Origin of the sequence: Rathayibacter festucae DSM 15932 (assembly GCF_004011135.1) — a bacterium.
In the GTDB taxonomy this organism is placed as follows: Bacteria; Actinomycetota; Actinomycetes; order Actinomycetales; family Microbacteriaceae; genus Rathayibacter; species Rathayibacter festucae.
Window position 1 is genome coordinate 873,023 of record NZ_CP028137.1, and the last position, 18,552, is coordinate 891,574.

Here is an 18,552-nt window from a genome sequence, read left to right on the forward strand (position 1 = left end):
GTGCATCCCCGCCGTCAGCCGCGCTTCCGCCAGCCCAGCCGCGGCACCCGGCTCAGCGCCCGCTGCTCCGGCAGGCTCCAGCCGTAGCGCACCGCCAGCAGCCGGATGACCGCCGTGACCAGCACCGCGATCGGCGCCGCGTAGTCGATCACCATCCCGAACCGCAGCGCGACCACGAGCACCACTGTGCCGGCGGTCGCGGCGATCGCGTAGAGCGAGCCCACGTGCATCAGCGCGATCGGACGGTTGAGCAGGATGTCGCGGATCACCGAGCCGCCGACGGCCGAGACGGTGCCGACGAACACCGCGGGCACCTCCGGCACGCCGAGCGAGAGCGCCTTCGTCGTGCCGATGGCGCCGAAGAGCCCGATCGTGAGGGCGTCGAGCGCCGTGATCGTGCCGTCGACCCGGTTGAGCACGTGCTGCAGCAGCATGCCGAAGAGCGAGGCCGTCACCGCGACGAGCAGGTAGGCGTTGGTGTGCAGCGCCACGAGCGGGGTCTGCAGCAGCAGATCGCGCAGCACGCCGCCGCCGAGGCCCGTCGCCGTGCCGATGATCGTGACGCCGAGCAGGTCGATCCGGCGGTCGCGGAACTCGCCCGCGAACATCGCGCCCTGCAGGCAGCCGATCGCGATGGCGAGGAGGTCGGCCCAGGCGGGGATCTCGAAGAGGGAGGCGGCCACCGAGCCATCGTTCCACGGGCGGGAGCGGGCGGGTGCCGGTCCACCGCGGGGTTGTCAGGGGTGGGGAGGATAATCGAGCGCATGCCCACCTACCGTGACGAAGCCGTCGTGCTGCGCACCCACAAGCTGGGCGAGGCCGACCGCATCGTGACGCTGCTCTCGCGCAGCCACGGCAAGATCCGTGCGGTCGCGAAGGGCGTGCGCAAGACCGGCTCCAAGTTCGGCTCGCGGCTCGAGCCGTTCATGGTCGCCGACCTGCAGCTCTACGAGGGCCGGAGCCTCGACATCGTCACGCAGGCCGAGTCGCTCGGCGCGTACGGCGCGATCATCGCGGCCGACTACGACAGCTACACCGCGGCGAGCGCGATGGTCGAGACGGCCGACCGCCTCACCGACGCCGACGCCTCGCTGCAGCAGTACCTCCTGCTCGTCGGCGCCCTGCGCTCGCTCTCGAAGCACGAGCACGAGCCGGTGCTCACGCTCGACTCCTACCTGCTTCGCGCGCTCTCGATCGCCGGCTGGGCGCCGAGCTTCGAGGACTGCGCCCGCTGCGGCGCGCCCGGCCCGCACGGCGCGGTGGTCGTCCAGCTCGGCGGGGTGGTCTGCGAGGACTGCACGCCGCCCGGCGCCCCGCGCGTCGCCCCGGAGGTGGTCGTCCTCCTGGGCGCCCTGCTCACGGGAGACTGGGAGCACGCCGAGACGATGGAGCCCTCGACCCGCTCCCGAGCGAGCGGCGTGGTCGCCGCCTACACCCAGTGGCACCTCGAGCGCGGACTGAGATCTCTGGAGCACGTCACCCGATGAAGCCGTTCACCCACAGGGACGCCGTCCCGTTCCGCCCCCTCGACTGGACCGGTGTGCACCCGCCGGAGCTGCCGCGCAAGGCGGTGCCCGAGCACGTCGCGATCGTGATGGACGGCAACGGCCGCTGGGCCAACTCCCGCGGGCTGACCCGGGTGGAGGGGCATAAGCGCGGCGAGGCGTCGCTGCTCGACGTGGTCGCGGGAGCCATCCAGATCGGCGTCAAGCACCTCAGCGTCTACGCCTTCTCGACGGAGAACTGGAAGCGCTCGCCCGACGAGGTGCGCTTCCTGATGGGCTTCAACCGCGACGTGCTGCACCGCCGCCGCGACCAGCTCAACGAGTGGGGCGTGCGCGTGCGCTGGGCCGGCCGGAAGCCGCGGCTCTGGGCGTCGGTCATCAACGAGCTGCAGTACGCCGAGAAGCTGACCGAGGGCAACGACGTCCTCACGCTCACCATGTGCGTCAACTACGGCGGCCGCACCGAGATCGCCGACGCGGTGCAGCGGATCGCCGCCGAGGTCGCCGCGGGCCGGCTGAAGCCGTCCGGCATCACCGAGAAGACGATCGGCAAGGCGCTCTACCTGCCCGACATGCCGGACGTCGACCTCTTCGTGCGCTCCTCCGGCGAGCAGCGCACCAGCAACTTCCTGCTCTGGCAGAGCGCCTACGCCGAGATGGTCTTCCTCGACCGGCTCTGGCCCGACTTCACCCGCGAGGACCTCTGGGGCGCGATCGAGCACTACGCCGGCCGCACCCGCCGCTTCGGCGGCGCCGTGGACGTGCCGGGGGCGTCGTCATGACCCGCGGGAGGACCGTCCGCGTCGGGCTCGTCGGCTACGGACTCGCCGGCCGCGTCTTCCACGCGCCGTTCGTCGAGGCGGACTCCGACTTCGACCTGGTCGCGATCTCGACGAGCGATCCCGAGCGGGCGGCGGCGGCGGCGTCCGCGCATCCCGGCGCCCGGATCGTCGGCGGCCTCGACGCCGTGCTCGCGGAGCGACCCGACATGGTCGTCCTCGCCACTCCGCCCTCCGTGCACCGCGAGCAGGCCGAGCAGGTGCTCGCCGCCGGTGTCGCGGTGGTCATCGACAAGCCCTTCGCGCCGAGCACGGCCGACGTCGACGCGATCCTCGCCGCCTCCGAGGCGGGCGGCGCGCCCGTGTTCGTCTTCCAGAACCGCCGCTGGGACGCCGACTTCCTCACACTGCGCCGGCTGCTGGACGAGGGCGCGCTCGGCGACGTGATCCGCTTCGAGTCGACGTTCGAGCGCTGGAGCGCCCCGAAGACCGGGCGCTGGCAGACCGCGATCGGGCCGGCGCAGGGCGGCGGCATCCTCTTCGACCTCGGCAGCCACCTCGTCGATCAGGCCCTGGTGCTTTTCGGCCCGGCCGTCGTCACCGCCGCCGAGACCCGCGTCGTGCACGCGGGCGGCGCGAGCGAGGACGACGCCTTCGTCTCGCTGCGGCACGAGTCCGGCGTGCGCTCGCACCTGACGATGAGCCGGGTCGCCCGTGCCTCGGCGCCCCGCTTCCGGGTGCTCGGCACGCGGGCCGCGTTCTCGGTCGACGGCCTCGATCCCCAGGAGGGCGCGCTGCGCGGCGGCAGTGCGACTCCGCTGGACGACGACTTCGGAGTCGTGCCCGCGGGTGCCGAGGGCGCGCTGACCGACGAGCACGGCACGACGGTCGTGCCGAGCGAGCGCGGGCACTACGCGGCATTCCTCGCCGGAGTCGCCCGCGCCCTGCTCGACGGCGCTCCGTCACCCGTCGACGTGCGGGACGCTCGAGCAGTGGTCGCGCTGATCGAGCAGGCCCACGCCCTCGCCACGCGGTGACGCACGACGCGCCCGGTACTGCCGCGAGGTTGGCGATCCGGGCGTCGAGGGGGATCCTCGGAGGGTGAGCACCGCATCCCCGGCCCCCGCCGATCTCCGAGCGCTCTTCCCCGGCGCCCGCGGGTACCACAACGCCTGCACGCTCGGGCTGCCGCCTCGGTCGACCGCCGAGGCCCTGCGCGCGGACCTCGACGAGTGGTCCGCCGGCGGCGGTACCGCAGCGGGCTACGGGGCGGTCGCCGAGCGCGCACGAGCCTCCTTCGCGCAGATCGCCGGAGTGCCGGTCGACCGGGTCGCGATCGGCTCGCAGACCTCGGCGATGGCCGCCGTGCTCGCCGCCTCGCTCCCGGACGGAGCGCACGTCCTCTGCGTCGACGGCGACTTCTCCTCCATCGTCTTCCCCTTCCTCGCCCAGGCCCACCGCGGCGTCGTCGTGCGCTCGGTGCCGCTGGAGGCGCTCGCCGAGTCGGTCGAGGACGCCGACGACCTCGTCGTCTTCTCGGCCGTGCAGTCCAGCAGCGGGGCGCTCGCCGATCTCGACGCGGTCGTCGAGGCCGCCGCCCGCCACGGCGTGCGCACCGCCTGCGATCTGACCCAGGCCGCGGGCGTGCTGCCGGTGGACGCCTCCCGCTTCGACGCCACCCTCACGCACGCCTACAAATGGCTCTGCTCGCCGCGCGGCGTGGCCTTCCTCACCGTCTCGCCCGAGTACGCGGCCGAGCTGCTGCCGGTGCAGGCCGGCTGGTACTCGGGGGAGGACGTCTGGTCCTCCTGCTACGGGCCCGCGATGCACCTCGCCGAGAACGCCCGGCGCTTCGACGTCTCGCCCGCCTGGCAGGCGTTCGTCGGGGCGGAGGCGTCGCTCGAGCTGTTCCGCTCGCTCGACCTCGCTCAGGTCTGGGCGCGCGCCTCCGGGCTGGGCGATCAGCTCTGCGAGCGCCTCGACCGCGCGCCGCAGCACCGCGCGATCGTCTCCTGGCCGGACGAGGACGGCGCCGATCTGGCGCGCCTGCAGGCCGCAGGGCTGCGCGTCTCGGGCCGGGGCGGACGCCTCCGCGTCGCCTTCCACCTCTGGAACGACGAGTCCGACGTCGACGAGCTCGTCCGGGTGCTGCGGGAATAGCTCCCCGTCGCCGCGGTTGTCCTCGGAGTGAGCGAAGCGCAGACCCCCATCACCGTCGACATCTGGTCCGACATCGCGTGCCCCTGGTGCTACATCGGCAAGCGCAAGTTCGAGCGCGGGCTGGCGGCGTTCTGCGCCGCCCACCCCGACGCGCCGGAGGTCGCGGTCGAGTACCGCAGCTTCGAGTTGTCGCCGGAGACGCCGGAGGACTACCGCGGCGGCACGGCCGAGTTCCTCGCCCAGCACAAGGGCGTCCCGCTGGAGCAGGCGCAGCAGATGCTCGACTCCGTCACCGCGATCGCGGCGGGGGTCGACCTCGACTACCACTTCGAGTCGGTCGTGCACGTGAAGACCGTCCGGGCGCACCAGGCGCTGCACCACGCGAAGGCGAACGGGCTCCAGCTCGAGCTGAAGGAGCGGCTGCTCCGCGCCTACTTCGTCGAGGGGCGCGACCTCGCGGACACCGACGTCCTGGCCGCCCTCTCCGCGGAGGTCGGGCTCGACGCCGACGAGGCTCGGCGCGCTCTGGACGAGCAGCGGCACCTCGCCGACGTGCAGTCCGACATCGCGCAGGCGCGCGAGTACGGGATCAACGGGGTGCCGTTCTTCGTGCTCGACGGCCGCTTCGGGGTCTCCGGCGCGCAGGAGCCGACGGCGTTCACCGAGGTGCTCGAGCACGTGCTGTCGCAGCGGGCGGTCGTCGCATGAGTGACCGAGTGCCGAGCGGGCCGTTCGAGATGCTCGGCGCGACGGACGTGCCCGTCTGCGAGGACGGTGTCTGCGCGGTCCCGGCGTCCGCGGCTCCCGCTGTCAGCGAGCAGGCTCCTCGATCGTGATGTCGGCGACCGTCGCGCCGTAGGCGGCGATCAGCGCGTCCGCGTCGACGAAGGCGCTCCGGCCGCTCGTGCCGGCGCCCATCGCGATCCTGCGGCCGACGATCCGCTCGTCCGCGACGACGGGCCAGGCGGTCGTCGAGCCGATCGGCGTGATCGTGCCGCGGCGGTAGCCCGTCGCCTCCAGCGCCACCGACTCGTCGGGCAGGCGGAGCTTGTTCACGCCGACCACCGCGCGCAGCAGCGGCCAGGAGATCTGCCGGCCGCCGGGCACCAGCGCGAAGAGGAAGCCGCCGTCGTGGCGCTTCACCACCAGCGACTTCACGATCGAGCCCGGCTCGATGCCCAGCAGCTCGGCCGCCTCGGCCAGGCTGCCGGCCTCCGGGCGGTCGACGATCTCGACGTCGAGTCCGCGCTCGCGCGCATCCGCCTCGAACCGCGCCGGGCCGTCCTCCACGGTGCCGTCCTCCACTGATCCGTCCTCCACGGTGTCGTCCTCCACAGTGCCGTTCCCGTCCATCCGTCCCCACCTCTCCGCTCGTTCGCCTTCCCCAACACAGGATCTGGGAGAATCGATACCGATGTCCTCCACTCTCATGGCCGCACCGCCCGCGCGCACCGCGCCGGCGCTCCGGATCGGCCCCCTCGAACTCGACGCCCCCGTCGTCCTCGCGCCCATGGCCGGGATCACCAACACCGCGTTCCGCCGGCTCTGCCGCGAGTTCGGCAACGGGCTCTACGTCAGCGAGATGATCACCTCCCGCGCGCTCGTCGAGCGCACCCCGGAGTCGATGCGCCTCATCCGCCACCACCCCAGCGAGAAGGTCCGCTCGATCCAGCTCTACGGGGTCGACCCGAAGACGGTCGCCGAGGCCGTCACCATGCTCGTCGCCGAGGACCGCGCCGACCACATCGACCTCAACTTCGGCTGCCCCGTCGCCAAGGTCACCCGCAAGGGCGGGGGAGCGGCCCTGCCGTGGAAGCTCCCGCTGTTCCGTCAGATCGTCGAGGGCGCGGTGCGGGCCGCGGGCGACGTCCCGCTGACGGTCAAGATGCGCAAGGGCATCGACTCCGACCACCTCACCTACCTCGAGGCCGGCCGGGCCGCGGAGGGCGCGGGAGTCGCGTCGATCGCGCTGCACGCCCGCACCGCCTCCGAGTTCTACAGCGGCCAGGCCGACTGGTCGGCGATCACGACCCTCAAGCAGGCGATCTCGAGCGTCCCGGTGCTCGGCAACGGCGACATCTGGTCGGCCGAGGACGCGCTGCGGATGATGAGCGAGACCGGCTGCGACGGCGTCGTCGTCGGGCGCGGCTGCCTCGGCCGCCCCTGGCTCTTCGGCGACCTCGCCGCCGCCTTCGCGGGCTCGGACGAGCGCTTCACACCGACCCTCGGCCAGGTCGCCACGGCCTTCCGCCGGCACGCCCAGCTGATCTGCGAGTTCTTCGAGAGCGAGGAGCGCGGCTGCCGCGACATCCGCAAGCACGTCGCCTGGTACTTCAAGGGCTACCCCGTCGGCGGCGACCTGCGCGCGAAGATGGCCTCCGTGGTCACCCTCGCCGAGCTCGACGAGCTGCTCGCCACCCTCGACCCGGACGTGCCCTACCCGGGCGAGGCGGCCGAGGGCCAGCGCGGCCGCGCCGGCTCGCCGAAGACGCCGTCGCTGCCCGACCGCTGGCTCGAGTCCCGCGAGCTGAACGCCGACCAGCGCGACGCCGTCTCGGCCGCCGAGATCCACCACAGCGGTGGATGACCGCGCGCTCTGGGGGTACTCGCTCGTCGACGTCGAGCGGTTCCTGCCGGAGGACCACAGCACCCGCCGCTCCGACTTCGCCCGCGATCGTGCCCGGCTCTTCCACTCCAGCTCGCTCCGCCGCCTCGCGGCGAAGACGCAGGTGCTCAGCCCGACCGCCGGCGTCGACTTCGCCCGCAACCGGCTGACCCACTCGCTCGAGGTCGCCCAGATCGGCCGCGAGCTCGCCACGAGCCTCGACCTCGACCCCGACGTCGTCGACACCGCCTGCCTCGCTCACGACATCGGCCACCCGCCCTTCGGCCACAACGGCGAGCGTGCCCTCAACACCTGGGCCGAGTCGATCGGCGGCTTCGAGGGCAACGCGCAGACCTTCCGGTTGCTGACCCGGCTCGAGGCGAAGGTGTTCGGCGAGGACGACCGCCCCTACGGCCTGAACCTCACCCGCTCGAGCCTCGACGCCAGCTGCAAGTACCCGTGGCCCGACACCCGCTCCGTCGCCGACCCGTCCGGCCGCGCCAAGTACGGCTTCTACGCCGACGACGAGCCGGCCTTCACCTGGATGCGCGAGGGCGCCCCCGAGGGAGTCCGCTGCATCGAGGCCGAGGTGATGGACCTCTCCGACGACATCGCCTACTCGGTGCACGACTTCGAGGACGCCGTCTTCTCCGGCTACATCGACGTCGCCGCGCTCGGCTCCCGCGTGGACCACGACGACCTCGTCGAGTCGATGCACTCCTGGGTCGGCGGCGAGATCGGCCACGACGAGCTCGTCGCCGCCTTCGACCGCCTCGACTCCCTCGACGTCTGGGTCGACTCCTGGGACGGCTCCCGCCGAGACCAGGCCCGGCTGAAGAACCTCACCAGCCAGCTCATCGGCCGCTTCGCCGCCTCCGCCACCGAGGCCACCCGCGAGGCCTACTCCCACCCCGACCTCGTCCGCTTCGGCGGCCACGTCGTCGTGCCCCGCGAGCAGCAGGCCGAGATCGCCGTGCTCAAGGGCATCGTCGCCACCTTCGTGATGTCGCGGAACACCCGCCAGCCCATCTACGCCCAGCAGCGCGAGGTCCTCACCCGCCTCGCCGACACCCTCCTCGAACGCGGCGCCGGCGCCCTCGACGCCGGCTTCGCCGAGGACTGGAACGCCGCCGGCACCGACGACGCCCGCCGCAGGGTCGTCGTCGACCAGGTCGCCAACCTCACCGACCAGAGCGCCCTGAGCTGGTTCGAGAGGCTGTGCTCCTGACGTGAGCGGGGCGCAGCCCCGCTCACGTCGGACGCCGGTCCCTGCCCGGCGTCCGCGCGGTCGGCTCCTCGGGGTGGTGCGTTCCGCAGAGCGGGGCGCGGACGCCTAGCGCGATTCGCTGGCACGCGAATCACGCGTTCGGCTGCACCCTGCGGCGTGCCCGCCGGAAGGCTGATTGCCATGCTGGTCGGGTAGGGCGCGGAGCGGCCGTATCGAGACCGACGTGTCCGGCGGGGTGGGAAGCCCTGCTGGCCGAGTAGGGCGCGGAGCGGGCGTATCGAGATCCACCAGCGTCAGCAGGACGAGTCTGCAGACCCGTCCTGCTGATTACGGTGGGTCTCGATACGCCGCGTTCCGCGGCTGCTCGACCAGCATGTGCGCAGGAGGCGGGTGCGCCGGTCGGCGCTCCTTCCTGCTGGTTCCGCGGCTGCTCGGCCGGCAGGGGAGGGGCGGAAACGGCGCACTCGGCCGGGGGGCGGGTGGCGGCGGTTACGATGGGGGGCATGCCTCGGATTCGACAGACGGATGTCGAGGAGGTCAAGGCCAGGGTCAACATCGCGGACGTGGTCGGCGAGTACGTCACCCTGAAGTCGGCGGGCGTCGGCTCGCTGAAGGGGCTCTGCCCGTTCCACGACGAGCGCAGCCCGAGCTTCCACGTGCGCCCCCAGGCCGGCTTCTACCACTGCTTCGGCTGCCAGGAGTCGGGCGACGTCTACAGCTTCGTCATGAAGATGGACCACACCTCGTTCAGCGAGACGGTCGAGCGGCTCGCCGGCCGCATCGGCTTCCCGCTGCAGTACGAGGAGGGCGGCGGCCAGGCCCCCGAGACCGGCGGACGCGCCCGGCTCATCGCCGCGAACAACGCCGCCGAGGAGTTCTTCCGCGAGCAGCTCGCGACCCCCGGCGCCGACGTCGGCCGCCGCTTCCTCGGCGAGCGCGGCTTCGACCGCGCCGCCGCCGACCGCTTCGGCGTCGGCTTCGCCCCCGACGGCTGGGACGGCCTGACCACCGCACTCAAGCGCCGCGGCTTCTCCGAGGAGGAGCTCACCACGGCGGGCCTCGTCAGCAGCAGCAACCGCGGCGGCGTCTACGACCGCTTCCGCGGCCGCCTCGTCTGGCCGATCCGCGACGTCACCGGCCAGACCGTCGGCTTCGGCGCCCGCCGCCTGCTCGAGGAGGACAAGGGTCCGAAGTACCTGAACACCCCCGAGTCGCCCGTCTACCACAAGTCGCAGGTCCTCTACGGGCTCGACCTGGCCAAGCGCGACATCTCCCGCGGCCACCGGGTCGTCGTCGTCGAGGGCTACACCGACGTGATGGCCTGCCACCTCGCCGGCGTCACGACCGCGGTCGCCACCTGCGGCACCTCCTTCGGCGTCGACCACATCAAGGTCCTGCGCCGCGTGCTCGGCGACGACAGCGGCGTCGGCGAGGTCGTCTTCACCTTCGACCCGGACGCCGCCGGCCAGAAGGCCGCGATGCGCGCCTTCCAGGAGGAGCACCGCTTCGCCGCGCAGACCTTCGTCGCCGTCGCGCCCGAGGGCCTCGACCCGTGCGACCTGCGCCTCAACCGCGGCGACGACGCCGTCCGCCGGCTCATCGACGACAAGAAGCCGATGTTCGAGTTCGTCATCCGGCAGCTGCTGTCCCGCTACGACCTCGACACGGTCGAGGGCCGGATCGCCGCCCTCCGCGCCGCCGCCCCGGTCGTCGCCGAGATCCGCGACCCGGCGCTGCGCCCCGGCTACTCCCGCGAGCTGGCCCGGATGCTCGGCCTGGACATGTCCGAGGTCAACTCCGCCGTCCGCTCCGCCGGCTCGCGCGCGCGCAACGCCCCGGGCGGCCGGGACGAGCGCCCGCAGGAGGACGCCCCCGAGGCGCCCGCCGGCGCGCGCATCGCCGACCTCCCCGTCGACGTCGTCACGCGGATCGAGCGCGAGGCGCTGATGGCCATGCTCCAGCTGCCCCAGGTGATGGGGGAGTCGCTGCTCGCCCGGGCCGCGCACGCCGCCGTCACGAACGAGACCCTCCGCGTCGTCCGCGACGCCGTCGTCGCCAACCTCGAGCGCGCGCAGGACCGCGACTGGGTCGAGCACGTGGCGGCCGACGTGCCCGGGCCGTTCGCCTCGCTCGTGCACCAGCTCGCCGTGGCGCCCATCCCGGCCGCCGACGAGGCCGGGCTCGCCCGCTACTCGAAGGACGTCGCGATCTCACTGATCGAGCGCGACCTCCTGCGGGAGATCGCCGAGCTGCGCGGCGCCCTGCAGCGCGCCTCGACCGACCCCGTGCTCTCCCGCGCCGTGCAGGTCCGCCTGGTCGAGCTGGAGCGCGAGAAGCGGGCCCTGCGCACCGAATGAGGGCGCCGCGGGCGCCCCGTGCCCTCGATGAGGGACGTGTTGCAGTCGTGTGAAGAAAGCGCTCGACGGCCCGCGCCGGTTCGGAGAGCGCTTCCGCATGTGTTACCACTGAGGAACAGCAATGCGGGCGCTCAGCGTCGTGGCCCCCGTGCGCCCAGAGAACACCGTGCGCCTGAAGGACAGTGCGCCGGATCGACACCGCTCCGCACGGACCCCGTGCGCGACGGACTCTGCGCCGCGGGACCGCGTTCCACGCCGAGGTCCGCATCCGATTTCTGACAGGAAGAGGCAGACGGAGATGACATCCGGATTCACTCGCGGTTCGCGGGCACTCGGCACGGCAGCAGGCTTCGCCGCGGTCGCGCTCGTGCTGGCGGGCTGCTCCGCCGGCGGCGGGGACTCGACCGGCGGCGCGGCCGGCGGCACGCTCACCATCGGCACCACCGACAAGATCACCACGCTCGACCCCGCTGGTTCGTACGACAACGGCTCCTTCGCCGTGATGAACCAGGTGTTCCCGTTCCTGATGAACACCCCCTACGGCAGCCCGGACGTCGAGCCCGACATCGCCGAGTCGGCCGAGTTCACGGCGCCGACCGAGTACACGGTCACGCTCAAGGACGGCCTGAAGTGGGCCAACGGCCACGACCTGACCTCCTCGGACGTCAAGTTCTCCTTCGACCGCCAGGTAGCGATCGCGGCCGAGAACGGCCCGTCGTCGCTCCTCGCTAACCTCGACAGCGTCGCGGCGCCGGACGACACCACCGTCGTCTTCACGCTGAAGTCGGAGAACGACCAGACCTTCCCGCAGATCCTCTCGAGCCCCGCGGGCCCGATCGTGGACGAGGAGGTCTTCTCGGCCGACGAGCTGACCGCCGACGCGGACATCGTCTCGGGCGACGCCTTCGCCGGGCAGTACACGATCGCGAACTACGACGTGAACAACCTCATCCAGTACAAGGCCTACGACGACTACCAGGGCGTGCTCGGCGCGGCGAAGACGGGCACCGTCAACGTCAAGTACTACGCGGACAGCTCGAACCTCAAGCTGGACATCCAGGAGGGCAACATCGACGTCGCGTACCGGAGCCTCTCCGCGACCGACGTCGAGGACCTCCGCGGGAACGACGCGGTCAAGGTCGTCGACGGTCCCGGCGGCGAGATCCGCTACATCGTCTTCAACTTCGACACGCAGCCGTTCGGCGCGACGACCGCCGAGGCCGACGCGGCCAAGGCGCTCGCCGTCCGCCAGGCCGCGGCCGATCTGATCGACCGCCAGGAGATCGCCGACCAGGTCTACAAGGGCACCTACACCCCGCTGTACTCCTACGTCCCCCAGGGCCTCACCGGCGCGACCGAGTCCCTCAAGGGCCTCTACGGCGACGGCCAGGGCGGTGTCGACGCCGACAAGGCGGCGGCCACGCTCCAGGCCGCGGGCGTCACCACCCCGGTCACCCTCAACCTGCAGTACTCGAACGACCACTACGGTCCGTCCTCGGGCGACGAGTACGCGCTGATCAAGGACCAGCTCGAGTCGACCGGCCTGTTCACCGTGAACCTGCAGACGACCGAGTGGGTCCAGTACTCCAAGGACCGCTCGAGCGACGTCTACCCGGCGTACCAGCTCGGCTGGTTCCCGGACTACTCCGACGCCGACAACTACCTGTCGCCGTTCTTCATCAAGGAGAACTTCCTCGCGAACCACTTCGACGACGCCGACGTGCAGAGCCTGATCGCCGAGCAGGTCTCCACCACCGACGCCGATGCGCGCACCGCGCTGATCGAGGAGATCCAGGACAAGGTCGCGGCGCAGCTGTCGACCCTGCCCTACCTCCAGGGCTCGCAGGTCGCGATCGTCGGCAGCACCGTGAGCGGAGCCGAGGACACCCTCGACGCCTCGTTCAAGTTCCGCTACGCGGCGCTCAGCAAGGGCTGATCCACCCCTCCGGCCGGCGCCTCCCCACCCGGGAGGCGCCGGCCGTTCTCCACGAAAGGCATCACGTGACGACAGCCACGACGGCTGCGGCGACGGCGCCCACCCGGCGACCGCGCGGCTCCGGAGGAGGACTCGGGCGCTATCTGCTCGTCCGCTTCCTGCTCATCATCCCGACCGTCTTCATCCTCGTGACGATGGTGTTCCTGCTCATGCGCTCGACGGGCGACCCGATCACCGCGGCGCTGGGCGGTCGGCTCACCGCCGACCAGCTGGCCGAGCGCGTGGCCGCCGCCGGCTACGACCGCCCGCTGATCGTGCAGTACCTCGAGTACCTCGGCAACCTGCTGCGCGGCGACTTCGGCACCACCCTGAGCGACAACCGCCCGGTCACCGAGGTGCTGGTCACCTACGGCGCCGCGACCGTCGAGCTCGCCTTCTACGCCCTGATCGTGGCGTTCCTGGTCGGCATCCCGCTCGGGATGCTCGCCGCCTACCACCGCGACCGCACGCCCGACGCGGTCCTGCGCATCTTCGCGATCCTCTGCTACGCGACCCCCGTCTTCTTCGCGGGGCTGCTGCTCAAGCTCGTCTTCTCGGTCTGGCTCAAGTGGTTCCCGGTCGCCGGTCGCGCGACCACGAACACCGAGCTCTCGCTGCAGTTCCTCGAGAACAAGACCGGCATCTACCTGATCGACGCGATCCAGACCGGCGACCCCGCCGCCGTGGCCGACGTGCTCTCGCACGCGGTGCTCCCGGCGATCGCGCTCGGCCTGCTGACCGCCGGCATCTTCCTCCGCCTCGTGCGCACCAACGTGATCGGGACCCTCGGCACCGACTACGTCGACGCCGCCCGCTCGCGCGGAGTGAGCGAGTTCCGCCTGGTCCGCACGCACGCCTACCGTCCGGCGCTCATCCCGATCATCACCGTCATCGGCCTGCAGATCGCCCTGCTGCTGGGCGGCGCGGTGCTCACCGAGACGACCTTCGAGTGGAAGGGCCTCGGCTTCCAGCTGGCCGAGTACCTCCAGGCGCGCGACTTCGTCGCCGTGCAGGGCATCGTCGCCCTGCTGGCCGTGATCGTGGCGCTGACCAACTTCATCGTCGACGTCATCGCGGCGCTCATCGACCCGCGAGTGAGGTACTGACCCATGAGCACCACCACTCCGGCGCGCCCGCGCCGCCGCCTCGTCGACCGGCTGCCGGTCGTCCACCAGCTCCGGCAGAGCGTGGGCCTGCAGCGCGGGATGCTCGTCACCGGTCTCGTGATCACCGGCGCGTTCCTCCTCGTCGCGGCCCTCGCGCCGCTGATCGCCCCCTACGGCTACTCGCAGCTGCGCACCGGCACCGAGTCGTTCGGCGCGCAGCAGCCGCCGAGTGCCGAGCACCTGCTCGGCACCACCGTCGGCGGCTACGACGTGCTCTCGCGCGTGATCTGGGGCGCGCAGACGGCGTTCCTCGTCATCGTCGTGGCCGTCGTGCTGTCGATCTTCCTCGGCGTCTTCCTCGGTCTCGTCTCCGGCTACCTCGGCGGCTGGCTCGACCGCGTGCTCGTCGTGATCTGCGACGCGATCTACGCCTTCCCGACCCTGCTGCTCGCGATCGTGATGTCGATCGTGATCTCCGGCGGCCAGTCGAACCTGTGGTCGGGCATCTTCGCCGCCGCGGTCTCGATCACGGTCGTCTACATCCCGCAGTACTTCCGCGTGATCCGGGCCGAGACGGTGCGGATCAAGGGCGACGCCTTCGTCGAGTCGGCGAAGGTCATCGGCGCCTCGACACCGCGGATCATGTTCAAGCATGTGCTGCGCAACGCCACGCGCACGCTGCCGCTGATCTTCACGCTGAACTCGTCCGAGGCGATCCTCACCCTCGCGGGCCTGGGCTTCCTCGGCTTCGGCATCGAGCCGACCTCGGCCGCCGAGTGGGGCTACGACCTCAACAAGGCGCTGTCCGACGTGACCAGCGGCATCTGGTGGACCTCGGTCTTCCCGGGCCTGGCCATCGTCCTCGTCGTGCTCGGCATCACGCTGGTCGGCGAGAGCCTCAACGACCTCGCCGACCCGCGCCTGCGCGGCCGGCGGGCGGTGGCCGCCGGTTCCGGCGACGTCGCCGCGACGTCCGTCGTCCCGGGCGGCGCGCTCCCCGCGGACGGCCTGGAGACGCCGGGACACGATCCCGTCGCCGGAGTGGAGAAGACCCGATGAGCGTCCAGCGTCCCGCCGACAGCCGTCCCGCCGACGCGGGCTCGCGCCCGATCGTCGACATCCAGGACCTCGAGGTCGCCTTCGCGAGCGATCGCGGTGCGGTCCGCGCGGTGGCCGGCGTCAGCCTCCGCGTCGAGCGCGGCGAGGTGCTCGCCATCGTCGGCGAGTCCGGCAGCGGCAAGACCGTCACGGCCAAGTCGATCCTCGGGCTCCTGCCCGAGACGGCGACGGCCTCCGGCGTCATCCTGCTCTCGAAGAAGGACGGCAGCTCGTCGACCGACGTCGTGTCCGTCCCGAAGGGGCGCCTGCGCGAGCTCCGCGGCACCGACGTCGCCATGGTCTTCCAGGAGCCCGGCACCGCCCTCAACCCCGTCTTCACCGTCGGTTGGCAGATCGCGGAGGGGCTGCGCGCGCACGCCTCCGTCTCGCGCAAGGACGCGCGGAAGCGCGCCATCGACGTCCTGCGCACGGTCGGCATCCCCGAGCCGGAGAAGCGGGTCGACTACTACCCGCACCAGTTCTCCGGCGGCCAGAAGCAGCGCGTCGTCATCGCGATGGCGCTCGTGCTCGACCCGGGGCTGATCGTCGCCGACGAGCCGACCACGGCCCTCGACGTGACGGTGCAGGCGGAGATCCTCGACCTGCTCCGCCGCTGCCGCGACGACTTCGGCACCTCGATCGTCCTGATCACCCACAACATGGGCGTCGTCGCCGACCTCGCCGATCGCGTCGCCGTGATGTACCAGGGCGAGCTGGTCGAGGAGGCGCCGGTCGCCGAGCTGTTCGCCGCTCCGAAGGCCGAGTACACCCGCAAGCTGCTCGCCGCCGTCCCGCACGTGGGCCAGGGCGTCGCCCGGGCGAAGGAGCGCGCCATCGAGCGCGCCGGCGCCCCGGAGGCCGAGACGCTCGTGCTCGCCGAGGATCTGCGGATCCAGTACCCGGGCCGCCTCGGCCGCCCCGGCTTCGTGGCCGTCGACGGCGTCTCCTTCCGCATCCGCGCGGGGGAGGTGCTCGGCCTGGTCGGCGAGAGCGGCTCGGGCAAGACGACCATCGGCCGGGCGATCGCCGGACTGACCACCGTCACCGGCGGCTCGCTGCGCGTGCTCGGCAAGGAGATGCGCGGCATCCGCGAGCGCGCCTTCCGTCCCGTCCGCGGCGACATCGGCTTCGTCTTCCAGGACCCGGCGTCGAGCTTCAATCCGCTGCTGACGATCGCCGAGTGCGTCGCCGAGCCGCTGATCGTGCACGGGCGCGCCCGCGACGCCGGTGCCGCCCGGAAGCGGGTCGACGAGCTGCTCGAGGCGGTGCAGCTGCCGCGCTCCTACGGCGACCGCTACCCGCACGAGCTCTCCGGCGGCCAGCGCCAGCGCGCGAGCCTCGCGCGCTCGCTCGCCCTCGAGCCGAAGCTGCTGATCGCCGACGAGCCGACCTCGGCGCTCGATGTCTCGGTGCAGGCGCGCGTGCTCGAGCTGTTCGCGGAGCTGCAGCGCGAGTTCGGCTTCGCCTCGCTCTTCATCAGCCACGACCTCGCCGTCGTCGACCTGCTCGCCGACCGGATCGCGGTGCTCTACCGCGGCGAGCTGGTCGAGGAGGGCACGGGCGAGGAGGTGCTGTCCGCGCCGAAGCACCCGTACACGCAGCGGCTGCTGGCCTCGCTGCCGGTGCCGGACCCGGGGGAGCAGGCCGAGCGCCGCGAGCTCCTGCGCAGCATCGTCGAGGCGGAGCGGAAGGCGTGAGCCGAGCCGCCGCCGCCTCGGCGCCCATCGTCGTCGACGACCTGAGCGTCGAGTACCCGCCGCGCGGCATCAGCGGGCGCTGGACCGCGCTGCGCGGGGTCAGCCTGCGCGTCGAGCCGGGTGAGGTGCTCGGCATCCTCGGCGGCAGCGGCTCCGGCAAGTCGACGCTGGCGCGCGTCCTCGGCGGCGAGGGTCTCGACGGCCCGGCCGGCGCCGGCGCGCGCACTCGGCCGGTGATCATCGGCGGCGAGGCCACCGTCTCCGGCCACCGCCTCCGCGGGATGCCAGCCCGCGAGATCAAGCGCTTCACCTTCGACGTCGCGCACCTCGCGCAGGACGCCGGAGCGGTGCTGCGCCCGGAGCTGACCGTCTCCGAGCTGATCGCCGAGCCGATCTTCCTCCGCGACCGGCACTACGACCCGAAGAGCGCGGCCGTCCGGGTGGCGACGCTGCTCGACTCCGTGCACCTGCCGCTGTTCCTGCTCGACCGCTTCCCCTACGAGCTCTCCAGCGGTCAGCGTCAGCGCGTCGCGATCGCCCGCGCGCTCGTGCTCGGCCCGAAGGTGCTGATCGCCGACGAGCCGACCTCCGGCATCGACGCGACCGTCCGCGAGTCGATCGTGGACCTGCTGACGGATCTGCGCCGGCAGGAGGGCTTCGCCGCGGTCGTCGTGAGCCACGACATCGACGTGCTCAGCCGGGCCACCGACCGGATCGCCGTGCTGGTCGAGGGCGAAGTGGTCGCCTACGGACCGCTGCTCGAGGTGCTGAACGACTCCCGGCACCCGTACGTCCGCGAGCTCGGTGCCGCCTTCGCCGAGTTCGAGCGCTTCGACGCCTCCCGCGCCGCGCGCACGGCGCCCGCGGAGGAGGCCGGATGAGCGCGCCGCGCGTCGCCGTCCTGCCCCGGCCGAAGCAGATCTTCACCGACGCGATCGAGGCCGGCGGCGGGACCGTCGTCGGCGTCGAGGACGCGGGGGCGCTGCTCTGGCTCTCCTACGGCCGCACCGACGAGCTCGCCGCGGTCCTCGCGGAGCACCCGGCCATCCGCTGGGTGCAGCTGCCGTGGGCGGGGGTCGACGTGTTCGCGCCCGTGCTGCGCGGCACTGAGCGGGAGGGACTGCGCTGGACGAGTGCGAAGGGCGCCTACGCCGAGCCGGTCGCCGAGCACGCTCTCGCGCTGACCCTCGCGCTGCTGCGCTCGCTGCCCGAGCGCGCCCGTGCCGATTCCTGGGGAGCGAAGCGCGCCAGGACCCTGCACCGCGCGCGGGTCGTCGTCGTGGGCGCGGGCGGCATCGCCGTCGAGCTCCTGCGGCTGCTGAGCGTCTTCGACGCCCACGTCACCGTGGTCCGCCGGACCGCCGCGGAGGTGCCCGGAGCCGACCGGACGGTCCCCGCGGAGCAGCTGCCCGACGTGGTCGCCGACGCCGACGTCCTCGTGCTCGCGGCCGCCGCGACCGACGGCACCGCCCGGCTGGTCGACGCCGCGCTCCTGCGGCGGCTGCCGGCCGAGGCCGTGCTGGTCAACGTCGCCCGGGGGAGCCTCGTCGACACCGACGCTCTCGTGACCGCCCTCGCGGAGGGACGGCTCGCCGGAGCCGCCCTCGACGTCACCGACCCGGAGCCGCTGCCGGACGGGCACCCGCTCTGGAGCGAGCCGCGCTGCCTGATCACCCCGCACTCCGCGGACACCCCGGAGATGACGACACCGCTGCTCGCCGAGCGCGTCCGTGCCAATGTCGCCGCCTTCGCCGCGGGCCGCGAACTGCTCGGCGTCGTCGACCCGGCGCTCGGCTACTGATCCAGGATTTGGAGTTCGCGCAGACTTTGCTAAAGTAGTCACGCGCTGTTCGCCTCCGGGTGAGCGGATGATCCTCGATAGCTCAATTGGCAGAGCAATCGGCTGTTAACCGGTAGGTTCTTGGTTCGAGTCCAAGTCGGGGAGCGAAGGGCCTGGGACTCCACTCCTGGGCCCTTTTTCGTGCCCTCGAGTCGGTCCTCCGGGCCCGGTCTCCGCGCCTCGTTCCCTGCGTGCTCACCGG

The 18,552-nt window shown here is 72.3% G+C and carries 16 protein-coding genes and 1 tRNA gene; 15 read left to right on the plus strand and 2 right to left on the minus strand.

From position 1 onward, the window contains the following. Positions 1-14 precede the first annotated feature (14 nt). Complete coding sequence (locus C1I64_RS04065; protein ID WP_243586590.1) at positions 15-683, minus strand: trimeric intracellular cation channel family protein; 669 nt, start codon at positions 681-683, stop codon at positions 15-17. 81 nt (positions 684-764) lie between these two features. Here C1I64_RS04065 and recO point away from each other — a divergent pair, with 81 nt between their 5' ends. The 5 genes from recO (at position 765) to C1I64_RS04090 (ending at position 5,152) form a co-directional block, all read left to right on the plus strand. Next, entirely contained in the window at positions 765-1,487 is a 723-nt protein-coding gene (gene recO / locus C1I64_RS04070) for a DNA repair protein RecO (RefSeq protein WP_127886286.1), read from the plus strand. Further along, positions 1,484-2,287 carry an isoprenyl transferase gene (locus tag C1I64_RS04075; RefSeq protein WP_123703114.1) on the plus strand — a complete coding sequence of 268 codons (804 nt, stop codon included), beginning with the start codon at positions 1,484-1,486 and terminating at the stop codon, positions 2,285-2,287. Before recO ends, C1I64_RS04075 begins: the two co-directional genes overlap by 4 nt. Beyond that, positions 2,284-3,321, plus strand: a complete 1,038-nt coding sequence (locus C1I64_RS04080) for a Gfo/Idh/MocA family protein (RefSeq protein ID WP_127886287.1) — start codon at positions 2,284-2,286, stop codon at positions 3,319-3,321. Before C1I64_RS04075 ends, C1I64_RS04080 begins: the two co-directional genes overlap by 4 nt. A 64-nt stretch (positions 3,322-3,385) precedes the next feature. Then, on the plus strand, positions 3,386-4,444 hold the full coding sequence (locus C1I64_RS04085) for an aminotransferase class V-fold PLP-dependent enzyme (RefSeq protein ID WP_127886288.1): 1,059 nt from the start codon (positions 3,386-3,388) through the stop codon (positions 4,442-4,444). Between the two features lie 27 nt (positions 4,445-4,471). After that, complete coding sequence (locus C1I64_RS04090) at positions 4,472-5,152, plus strand: DsbA family oxidoreductase (RefSeq protein WP_127886289.1); 681 nt, start codon at positions 4,472-4,474, stop codon at positions 5,150-5,152. Between the two features lie 102 nt (positions 5,153-5,254). Here the strand turns inward: C1I64_RS04090 and C1I64_RS04095 are convergent, their stop codons facing one another. Beyond that, on the minus strand, positions 5,255-5,797 hold the full coding sequence (locus C1I64_RS04095; protein ID WP_127886290.1) for an aminoacyl-tRNA deacylase: 543 nt from the start codon (positions 5,795-5,797) through the stop codon (positions 5,255-5,257). Between the two features lie 61 nt (positions 5,798-5,858). Between C1I64_RS04095 and dusB the strand changes: the two genes are divergently transcribed. The 10 genes from dusB to C1I64_RS04145 all read left to right on the plus strand — a co-directional run bounded on the left by dusB (position 5,859) and on the right by C1I64_RS04145 (position 18,455). Next, positions 5,859-7,031: a tRNA dihydrouridine synthase DusB gene (dusB, locus tag C1I64_RS04100; protein ID WP_185020371.1), complete on the plus strand. Its 1,173-nt coding sequence runs from the start codon at positions 5,859-5,861 to the stop codon at positions 7,029-7,031. Next, on the plus strand, positions 7,024-8,277 hold the full coding sequence (locus C1I64_RS04105; protein ID WP_127886291.1) for a deoxyguanosinetriphosphate triphosphohydrolase: 1,254 nt from the start codon (positions 7,024-7,026) through the stop codon (positions 8,275-8,277). The genes dusB and C1I64_RS04105 overlap by 8 nt, the downstream gene beginning before the upstream one ends. A 503-nt stretch (positions 8,278-8,780) precedes the next feature. Next, positions 8,781-10,634 (plus strand): DNA primase, encoded by a 1,854-nt coding sequence (dnaG, locus tag C1I64_RS04110; protein ID WP_123735465.1) that lies wholly within the window; start codon positions 8,781-8,783, stop codon positions 10,632-10,634. 298 nt (positions 10,635-10,932) lie between these two features. Then, on the plus strand, positions 10,933-12,570 hold the full coding sequence (locus C1I64_RS04115) for an ABC transporter substrate-binding protein (RefSeq protein ID WP_127886292.1): 1,638 nt from the start codon (positions 10,933-10,935) through the stop codon (positions 12,568-12,570). 65 nt (positions 12,571-12,635) lie between these two features. Then, positions 12,636-13,715, plus strand: coding sequence for an ABC transporter permease (locus C1I64_RS04120; RefSeq protein WP_123735467.1), 1,080 nt, complete (start codon positions 12,636-12,638; stop codon positions 13,713-13,715). A 3-nt stretch (positions 13,716-13,718) separates the two neighbouring features. Next, positions 13,719-14,774, plus strand: coding sequence for an ABC transporter permease (locus C1I64_RS04125; protein ID WP_123732121.1), 1,056 nt, complete (start codon positions 13,719-13,721; stop codon positions 14,772-14,774). After that, entirely contained in the window at positions 14,771-16,510 is a 1,740-nt protein-coding gene (locus C1I64_RS04130; RefSeq protein ID WP_127886293.1) for an ABC transporter ATP-binding protein, read from the plus strand. The genes C1I64_RS04125 and C1I64_RS04130 overlap by 4 nt, the downstream gene beginning before the upstream one ends. Further along, entirely contained in the window at positions 16,507-17,391 is an 885-nt protein-coding gene (locus tag C1I64_RS04135; protein WP_243646352.1) for an ATP-binding cassette domain-containing protein, read from the plus strand. Before C1I64_RS04130 ends, C1I64_RS04135 begins: the two co-directional genes overlap by 4 nt. Further along, complete coding sequence (locus C1I64_RS04140) at positions 17,388-18,311, plus strand: D-isomer specific 2-hydroxyacid dehydrogenase family protein (protein ID WP_127886294.1); 924 nt, start codon at positions 17,388-17,390, stop codon at positions 18,309-18,311. Before C1I64_RS04135 ends, C1I64_RS04140 begins: the two co-directional genes overlap by 4 nt. Positions 18,312-18,382: 71 nt before the next feature. Continuing rightward, a tRNA-Asn gene (locus C1I64_RS04145) sits at positions 18,383-18,455 on the plus strand. Positions 18,456-18,552 lie beyond the last annotated feature (97 nt).

Excerpts from the sequence above, each read along its gene's own strand:
- recO (WP_127886286.1), top strand. The coding sequence starts at position 765 with ATGCCCACCTACCGTGACGAAGCCGTCGTGCTGCGCACCCACAAGCTG.
- C1I64_RS04075 (WP_123703114.1), top strand. The coding sequence starts at position 1,484 with ATGAAGCCGTTCACCCACAGGGACGCCGTCCCGTTCCGCCCCCTCGAC.
- C1I64_RS04080 (WP_127886287.1), top strand. The coding sequence starts at position 2,284 with ATGACCCGCGGGAGGACCGTCCGCGTCGGGCTCGTCGGCTACGGACTC.
- C1I64_RS04095 (WP_127886290.1), bottom strand. The coding sequence starts at position 5,797 with ATGGACGGGAACGGCACTGTGGAGGACGACACCGTGGAGGACGGATCA.
- dusB (WP_185020371.1), top strand. The coding sequence starts at position 5,859 with ATGTCCTCCACTCTCATGGCCGCACCGCCCGCGCGCACCGCGCCGGCG.
- dnaG (WP_123735465.1), top strand. The coding sequence starts at position 8,781 with ATGCCTCGGATTCGACAGACGGATGTCGAGGAGGTCAAGGCCAGGGTC.
- C1I64_RS04115 (WP_127886292.1), top strand. The coding sequence starts at position 10,933 with ATGACATCCGGATTCACTCGCGGTTCGCGGGCACTCGGCACGGCAGCA.
- C1I64_RS04125 (WP_123732121.1), top strand. The coding sequence starts at position 13,719 with ATGAGCACCACCACTCCGGCGCGCCCGCGCCGCCGCCTCGTCGACCGG.
- C1I64_RS04130 (WP_127886293.1), top strand. The coding sequence starts at position 14,771 with ATGAGCGTCCAGCGTCCCGCCGACAGCCGTCCCGCCGACGCGGGCTCG.
- C1I64_RS04140 (WP_127886294.1), top strand. The coding sequence starts at position 17,388 with ATGAGCGCGCCGCGCGTCGCCGTCCTGCCCCGGCCGAAGCAGATCTTC.